This is a genomic window from Thermoanaerobacterales bacterium (genome assembly GCA_030019475.1).
Classification (GTDB): domain Bacteria; phylum Bacillota; class Desulfotomaculia; order Desulfotomaculales; family JASEER01; genus JASEER01.
This window is the reverse complement of record JASEER010000064.1, coordinates 1-6,788: the sequence shown is the minus strand read 5'-3', so window position 1 is coordinate 6,788 and position 6,788 is coordinate 1. Positions and strand designations below refer to the sequence as shown.

Annotated in this window: 6 protein-coding genes and 1 tRNA gene; 6 read left to right on the top strand and 1 reads right to left on the bottom strand. The window is 61.0% G+C overall.

The window, feature by feature from the left end; translation table 11 throughout:
• A partial coding sequence (locus tag QMC81_11430) for a VanW family protein (GenBank protein ID MDI6908080.1) occupies positions 1-566 on the bottom strand: 566 nt, incomplete at its 3' end.
• A 198-nt stretch (positions 567-764) separates the two neighbouring features.
• Between QMC81_11430 and QMC81_11425 the strand changes: the two genes are divergently transcribed.
• From QMC81_11425 to QMC81_11400, 6 genes are all read left to right on the top strand, one after another.
• Positions 765-839: transfer RNA gene (locus tag QMC81_11425), tRNA-Asn, on the top strand.
• A gap of 476 nt (positions 840-1,315) precedes the next feature.
• The gene (locus QMC81_11420; protein MDI6908079.1) at positions 1,316-3,538 is read left to right on the top strand and encodes an S-layer homology domain-containing protein; all 2,223 of its coding nucleotides are present in this window, start codon (positions 1,316-1,318) and stop codon (positions 3,536-3,538) included.
• Positions 3,539-3,701: 163 nt separating this feature from the next.
• Positions 3,702-4,016, top strand: a complete 315-nt coding sequence (locus QMC81_11415) for a YbjQ family protein (GenBank protein ID MDI6908078.1) — start codon at positions 3,702-3,704, stop codon at positions 4,014-4,016.
• Positions 4,009-4,500, top strand: a complete 492-nt coding sequence (locus tag QMC81_11410; GenBank protein MDI6908077.1) for a hypothetical protein — start codon at positions 4,009-4,011, stop codon at positions 4,498-4,500. The genes QMC81_11415 and QMC81_11410 overlap by 8 nt, the downstream gene beginning before the upstream one ends.
• Positions 4,501-4,868: 368 nt before the next feature.
• Positions 4,869-6,353, top strand: a complete 1,485-nt coding sequence (locus QMC81_11405) for a putative sulfate exporter family transporter (GenBank protein MDI6908076.1) — start codon at positions 4,869-4,871, stop codon at positions 6,351-6,353.
• Between the two features lie 27 nt (positions 6,354-6,380).
• Positions 6,381-6,548, top strand: a complete 168-nt coding sequence (locus QMC81_11400; protein MDI6908075.1) for a hypothetical protein — start codon at positions 6,381-6,383, stop codon at positions 6,546-6,548.
• Positions 6,549-6,788 lie beyond the last annotated feature (240 nt).

Genomic DNA, 6,788 nt, shown 5'->3' with positions numbered 1-6,788 from the left:
AAATCACGCATCCCGTAATACACGGTGGCGTCCTGCCCGGGCGGGACGTAGGGGACGGTCATCGAGTGGGGGTGGCGTTCGACGACCTCCAGGTTGCTGAACACGACCGTGGTATGAAGCAGCGAGGCGATCTTGCACACCCCTCCGCCGCAGGTTGTGATGAGGCGGTTACCGGCGTAAGTGGGGCCTTCGCGGTAGCCGCGTTCCGGCGTGTACGGCCCGAGCCGCCGGTTCTGCGAAAAGACCTCTCCCGGGCGGACGACGGTGCCCGCCAGGGTATCGGCCGCGAGAGCGATGTTGTACGCTTCGCTCATGATCGGCTCCTTTATCCTGGCCCGGTAAGCGGCCATCCGGATCAAGGCCTTCTGTTCGGTCACCGTCTTCCGGAACCGCGGATCGTGCTCCCAGGGCACGGGACCTGTGTAAGCCGTGTCCTTTATCACCGGCCAACCATGTTTCCCGGTTCCCGCGTCCGGGCGGAGGGCGCCCGCCGAAGTGCCCGCCAAGCTCAAAACCAAAGTAATGATCAGGAAGGCGGTGAAGGTCCGCCCGGCGCTTTTCCTCAACCTTTCTTCCTCCCTTGCACAGGTCCATCCCGTATTGTTTGCGGGCGGCCCTCGATCAATGAAAGGGTTCTTTTGCCTGCCGCCGGACTTGACGGCGGGACCGCACAGGCCTTATAATTACCTTCGTGGGTCGCCGGCGATGACGGCCGGCGCGCGGTTGCATTCCACCTTCATATTGGCTATAATTAAAAAAGCCGTTCCCCGATAGCTCAACGGTAGAGCATCCGGCTGTTAACCGGAGGGTTGTAGGTTCGAATCCTACTCGGGGAGCCATTTGTTTCCGCGCACAACCGCTGTCCGGCAAGGATGGCGGTTTTCGTTTGACGCAGGACCCCGTGGGATAACCCCGGCGGGGTCTTTGTGGTTTTCTGCCGGGCACCGTCGTATGCGTCCCACCGTGGAACTCGTACCTGCAAATTTGCATTAAAAATAGCCGCCGGCCATGGCCTCCTCCATCAAGACCTTTCAAGGGGACTACCGAGGTTGCCGTCGATGCCCCGGATGGCCAGGTTCATCTTGCCATTCGTCTGTTTGAAACGCGGTCCCGGGACCCAATTAGCCGCGCGCTACCGCTGTCCTACAGGGACGACGGTTTTTATTTGTTTGGCCTGTCTCTTCTTCTCCCGTCATGAAACCCGGAATGGAGGGGTTATCTTATATAGGGCGGTTATTCCAATACCGGACAAGGTTGGCCGGTAGTGCCCTTTTTTGGTAACATGAATACAAACCGGTAAGGGGGAGAGAGTCGGATGAAACGGAGGCGTAACCTGTGGGTGGTGGGGCTCGTCCTGCTGGCCCTGCTTGTCCCGGCGGGGATAGCCGCGGCCGAGGACGGGCTTACGGACTTCGGGGATACGCAGAACCACTGGGCGAGCGAAGCCATCGTGCAGTGCCGGGGACTGGGTCTTTTGAGCGGGTACCAGGGAAACGTCTTTAAGCCCAAGGACCAGGTGTCCAAGGCCGAGGCCATCGTGATCATCATCCGGGCCATGGGCCTCGACGGGCAGGCCGGGACGACGGACTATTCCAAGGTCACCTTCCCCGCCGGCGTGGGGAAATGGTGCCGGGGGCACATCGTCCTGGCGGCCGAGAAGGGAATGGTAAGCAAGGACAACATTGCGAAAATCTCCTGGAACGCCCCCGCCACCCGGCTGGAGGTCGCCCTCTGGCTGGCGGCCGGCCTCAAGCTGGGGACCGATGACTCGTCTCTGTCGTTCACCGATCTCGGCAGCGTGCCTGCCGCCTACCGGCCCATGCTTGCCGCCGTGGTGAAGAAGGGCGTTATGACCGGTACTTCGGCGACCACGTTCGAACCCAACAAAAACTTGACCCGTGCCGAGATGGCGTCGCTCCTAAGCAAGATGCTCGGGTCGGGGTACGTGGCGCTGGCGCCGGAGCAATTTGTCATCGGAAAACTCACGATTCGTGACCTGGTCGGGAAGAAGATCACCGTCGAGACGTCCGCGGGAACGAGAACCTATGACCTGGCCGGTTCCTATCTGGCCTTTAAGGGAGGGAAGAAGGTCTCGCTTGACGTCCTGCCCGTGGGCCAGAACGTCAAGCTGGTCCTGTCCGGGGCCAAGAAGTGCATCTTCATCGCCTACTACGGCGGAGATACTATTCCGGCCCTCGCCGGTAACACGTACCACGGGAAGGTGACCCTGATCAACACGGGCTCCTACCCGTTTATGGTCTTCCAGCCTGATACCGGCGCCTCGTTGTCCCTTCCGGTGGCTCCCAATGCCCGGGTGACGGTACGGGGCGCCGCCTCCTCGCTGGCTGCGGTGCAACAGGGCTCCACCGGAACGATCACGGTGGCCGACGGAAAGGTCACAGCCATCGACCTCGACAGCGGACCCGCCGGCAGCGGTTTGAAGGGTTACGTGGTCAACAAGTTCTGGGACGCCTTCAGTATCCGCTACGAGGACGGTACAAGTGAGGAAATCGATATTGACGGCCTCAGCTTTACCAAGAACGGGCTGCCTTCCGGCTACCAGGCCCTGACGCGCGGGACGCCCGTGGAACTGGTAAAGGTCGGGACGCGGGTCACGGGGGTCATTATCTTGAATGATGCGCGGAAGGTCTTCGGTGAGGTGACCCGCATCAGCTCGAGCAGCATCACGATCGAGGACAGCGACGGATATGATCAGTCCTACGACCTGGCGTCCGGTGTCGACATCGAGGACCGCGACGGCGACAGCCTGGACTGGGACGAGATCGAGGCGGGCGACCAGGTGGCGTTGACCCTGGACAGCGACGATGAGGTCACCGACATCGAGGTCGGCGTCTCGGCCGGCGAACTGGAAGGCACCGTGGATTACATCAGGACCTCCGGAGCCGCGAAGATCAGGATCATCAATGATGACGACGACGAGTATACCTACTACCTGGCCGACGACGTCACCGTTAAGGAGGGGTCCCGGACACGCGACCTGGACGACATCGACGAGGGGGACCGGGTGCGCCTGACCCTTAACGACGACGATGACGTTATCAAGATCGAGATCCTGGAAGCCGAGGGAGAAACGGACGAGGGTACGGTAACGGCTCTCGACCTTGATGACGAGGAAATCACCATTAAGGTGGGGTCGCGTAATAAGACCTATGACCTGGATGAAGACGTTGAGGTCGTGCGCGATGACGAGACGCTCGACCTGGACGAGATCCTGATCGGGGCCGAGGTTGAATTTACTGTTAATGATGACGACGACGTCATCCGGATCGAGATAATCAACGACGAGGACCTGAGCAATGTGCGTGGTACGTTAACCTATGTAAGCACGACGAGCGAGTACGTCCGGATTCGTCAGTCGAGCGGTACCGTGTTCAAGTTCTACCTGGCGTCCAGGGTCGACCTGGAGGATGAGGACGGCGACGAGTTGGATATAGATGACCTGGCTGACTACAAGGATTGGGATGTGGAGTTTGACCTGGACGGCGGGGAGATTGAGTATTTAAGGGTCATTGACTGATAGGTGAGTGAGGCCCCTCCTGTAAGGGAGGGGCTTCTGCTTCGTTGATGGGCTTTTAGAGAACTTAACATTTCGACAAGCAGGATGATCCTGCGCCGGCGCTAATAATAATAATGCCGCCGGCTGAGGGCCGGCGAAAAAGTTTGGAAGGGATCGGTGCGACATGCTTCTTACCACTACCCACGATGTACAGGGCAAAACGATCACGGCCTACCTGGGAGTGGTCGCCGGCGAGGCGATTATGGGGGCCAACGTCCTCCGCGACCTGATGGCCTCGATCACCGACATCATCGGCGGCCGCTCGGGAGCCTACGAGGCCAAGCTCAAGCAGGCGCGGGACGTGGCCTTGAACGAGATGGCCGAGGACGCCCGGCGCCTGGGAGCCGATGCCGTGGTTGGAATCGACATCGATTACGAAGTTCTGCGGGAAGGCATGCTGATGGTCACGGCCAGCGGGACGGCGGTCAAACTTGGGTAGGGGAAGAAGGACCCCCGGCGGCCGCCGCTGGTTTGGGCGTAAGGTCATCCCCTTCTGGGGCATAGCCCTCACCGCCGCATGGGGCCTGTTGCACCTCGCGCAAACCGGGCGGATGGCGCGCCTGGCGGCGGCGGGAGGGGCCGGTTTGGAGAACGCGGTCCGGTCGGGATGGGTGCCTGAAGGGCTCTTCTTGCTGTTCATCGCGCTTGCGGGCCTGGTCTTCGCCCGCCCGGTGGCGCTCAGGGAACCTCTCGCCGTACGCCTTTACAAAGTGCTCGCCCTGGGCCTCCTGGCCCTCGCGGCCTGGCACCGTCTCGGCCCGGCGCCGGCGGACTTCCCGGTACGGCTTTACACCCCGGTCCTGACCCTGGCCGCGGCCCTGATCCTGGTACCCCTCTACCTGCCCGCGCCGGAGAACGTGCCCGGCAGCGCGCGCCGGAAAGGGCGCGACGGCGCCCCGGGCCGGTTAGGGCCCGGAATGTGAACAACGGGACGTGTCCGTCACCTACTTGTCCTTGGAAGTGTCAGCTGGCCGACAGCAGAGAGCGGGAACCTGTGTAATCATGTTGCTGGAATTGTCCAAACGGAGGGGGTGGTCCGGGGACCCCGTTAGGCCGGCTATGTCGCGTGATTTGGGTCATAAGAGGATGGTCAGCGATGTACATTAGAATAGCCCTGCCAGCGGGGTTCTTTGAATGGTTGACTAAATTGACAGTTAACCAAGTGATCGTTAGAATTAAGACGAGCGGCAAAGGACAAGACCGATGCAAGGGAGGTGAGGAGCGAATCTGGTGAGCTTTGGTGGAAGGAGTTGGGATGAGTTTCCAGCAATTCTCACAGGGAGGGGAGAAAATGTCCCAAGGACGAAGTGCCGGTTCTCCGCTGCTGAAAACGGAGGACTGGTGGGCCGTATGGCTCGGAGGCTTCGTATTCCTTCTCGGCCTGGGGCCGCTCTTCGGGGCGGACCTCCTGGGATGGGTCGTGAAGGCGAGTGTCTGGGTTGATCTCTCCAAGGCTCTGGCGCCGCAATCCAAGGCCCTCGCGGAAACCATGTCCGGATGGACCGCGCTGCTTTATACCTATCTATTCCTCTTGGCGCTAACCACCATCGGCGCCGCGGTCATGCGCTGGAACGTCGGCCGTTTCGTGGGCGGTTTCACCATTATCTACTTCCTGACAATGGCCTCATGGGTTGTCGGACATTATGGTTACATTGCCGCTACTAAGGATAAGATCGAAAACCTCGGTATTCCCTGGTCTCTGGGGCTCAGCGGGGAAATGGGCTTCATTGTGGCCATGATCATCGGCCTTGCGATCGCCAACTTCTGGCCGAGTGCTGCCAAATACCTTGAGGAGGCCGCGAAGCCCGAGTGGTTCATCAAGACCGGTATCGTTATCCTGGGTTCCGCCCTCGGGATTAAGTTCCTGGGTGCGATGGACCTGGCTTCGACCGTGATCCTCCGCGGTCTGTGCGCCATCGTCGAAGCCTACCTGATCTACTGGCCGGTTGTCTACTTCGTCTCCCGCAAGTGGTTCAAGATGACGCCCGAATGGTCCGCGCCCCTGGCGTCAGGCATCTCGATCTGCGGCGTCTCGGCGTCCATCGCCACCGGCGGCGCGATCAAGGCCCGGCCGCAGGTGCCGGTTATCATCTCGAGCGTCATTATCGTCTTCGTGGCCGTCGAGCTGCTGATCCTCCCGTGGCTGGCCAACGCCTGGCTGTGGAAGGAGCCGCTGGTCGCGGGGGCCTGGATGGGCCTGGCGGTAAAGAGTGACGGCGGCGCCATCGCCAGCGGCGCGATCACTGACGCCCTGATCCGGGCCAAGGCCCTGACCGCCATGGGTATCAACTGGGAGAAGGACTGGATCCTGATGGCGGCGACGACCACCAAGGTGTTCATCGACATCTTCATCGGGGTCTGGGCTTTTATCCTGGCCATCATCTGGTCGGTCTACCGCATTGACCGGAAGGACGGCGGCAACGGACAGAAGGGCGGAAGGGTTCCCGCAGGCGAAATCTGGGAGCGCTTCCCGAAGTTCGTTCTCGGTTACTTCGGTACCTTCCTTATCCTGCTGCTGATCGGCCTTGCGGCTCCAACCCTGGTTGACGCCGCGGAGAAGGGTGCCGGGCAGGCCAACGGCGTGCGTACCATATTCTTTGCCCTGACCTTCTTCTCCATCGGCCTGGTGACGAACGTGCGTAAGCTCTGGGCCGAGGGCCTGGGCAAGATCGTCCTGGTCTACGGGATCTGCCTCTTCGGCTTCATCCTGTGGGTCGGTCTCTTCATCTCGTGGCTCTTCTACCACGGCATCACGCCGCCGGTAGTCGCCGGTTAGCGCAAGCCGTATAAGGAGGTGGATGGCGTGGCGGAGGTTACTCCGAACCTCGAATCGAACGTCAAGGCGGAAATGGAGGCCCAAGCGCAGGAGTGGTACGACCTGCTGCCCATTGAGAAGAAGCTCATCTGGTACTCTCTGGGCCTGGGGATCGTATTGCTGATCATCTTCATCTTCATCTTCGAGGTCATCTAAGGGGCAGCCGCTGAGGCGGCTCTTCGGGACTGCAGCCCGCCGCCGGGGGATTCCGGCGGCGGGCTTCTTTATCGGTGGCAACCGGACACCCGGAGCGTCAGCCGGGCGACTTACCTTCCGCACTCCCTCTGGTACACTCGAGGCAGAACCGCACACACACTCCGGTAGGTGTGGCGGTACCAGTTTTCAGGGGGTGTCGGCTATGGCTCGTGCGGCGACCCAGGCGGCGGAAATTAAGCG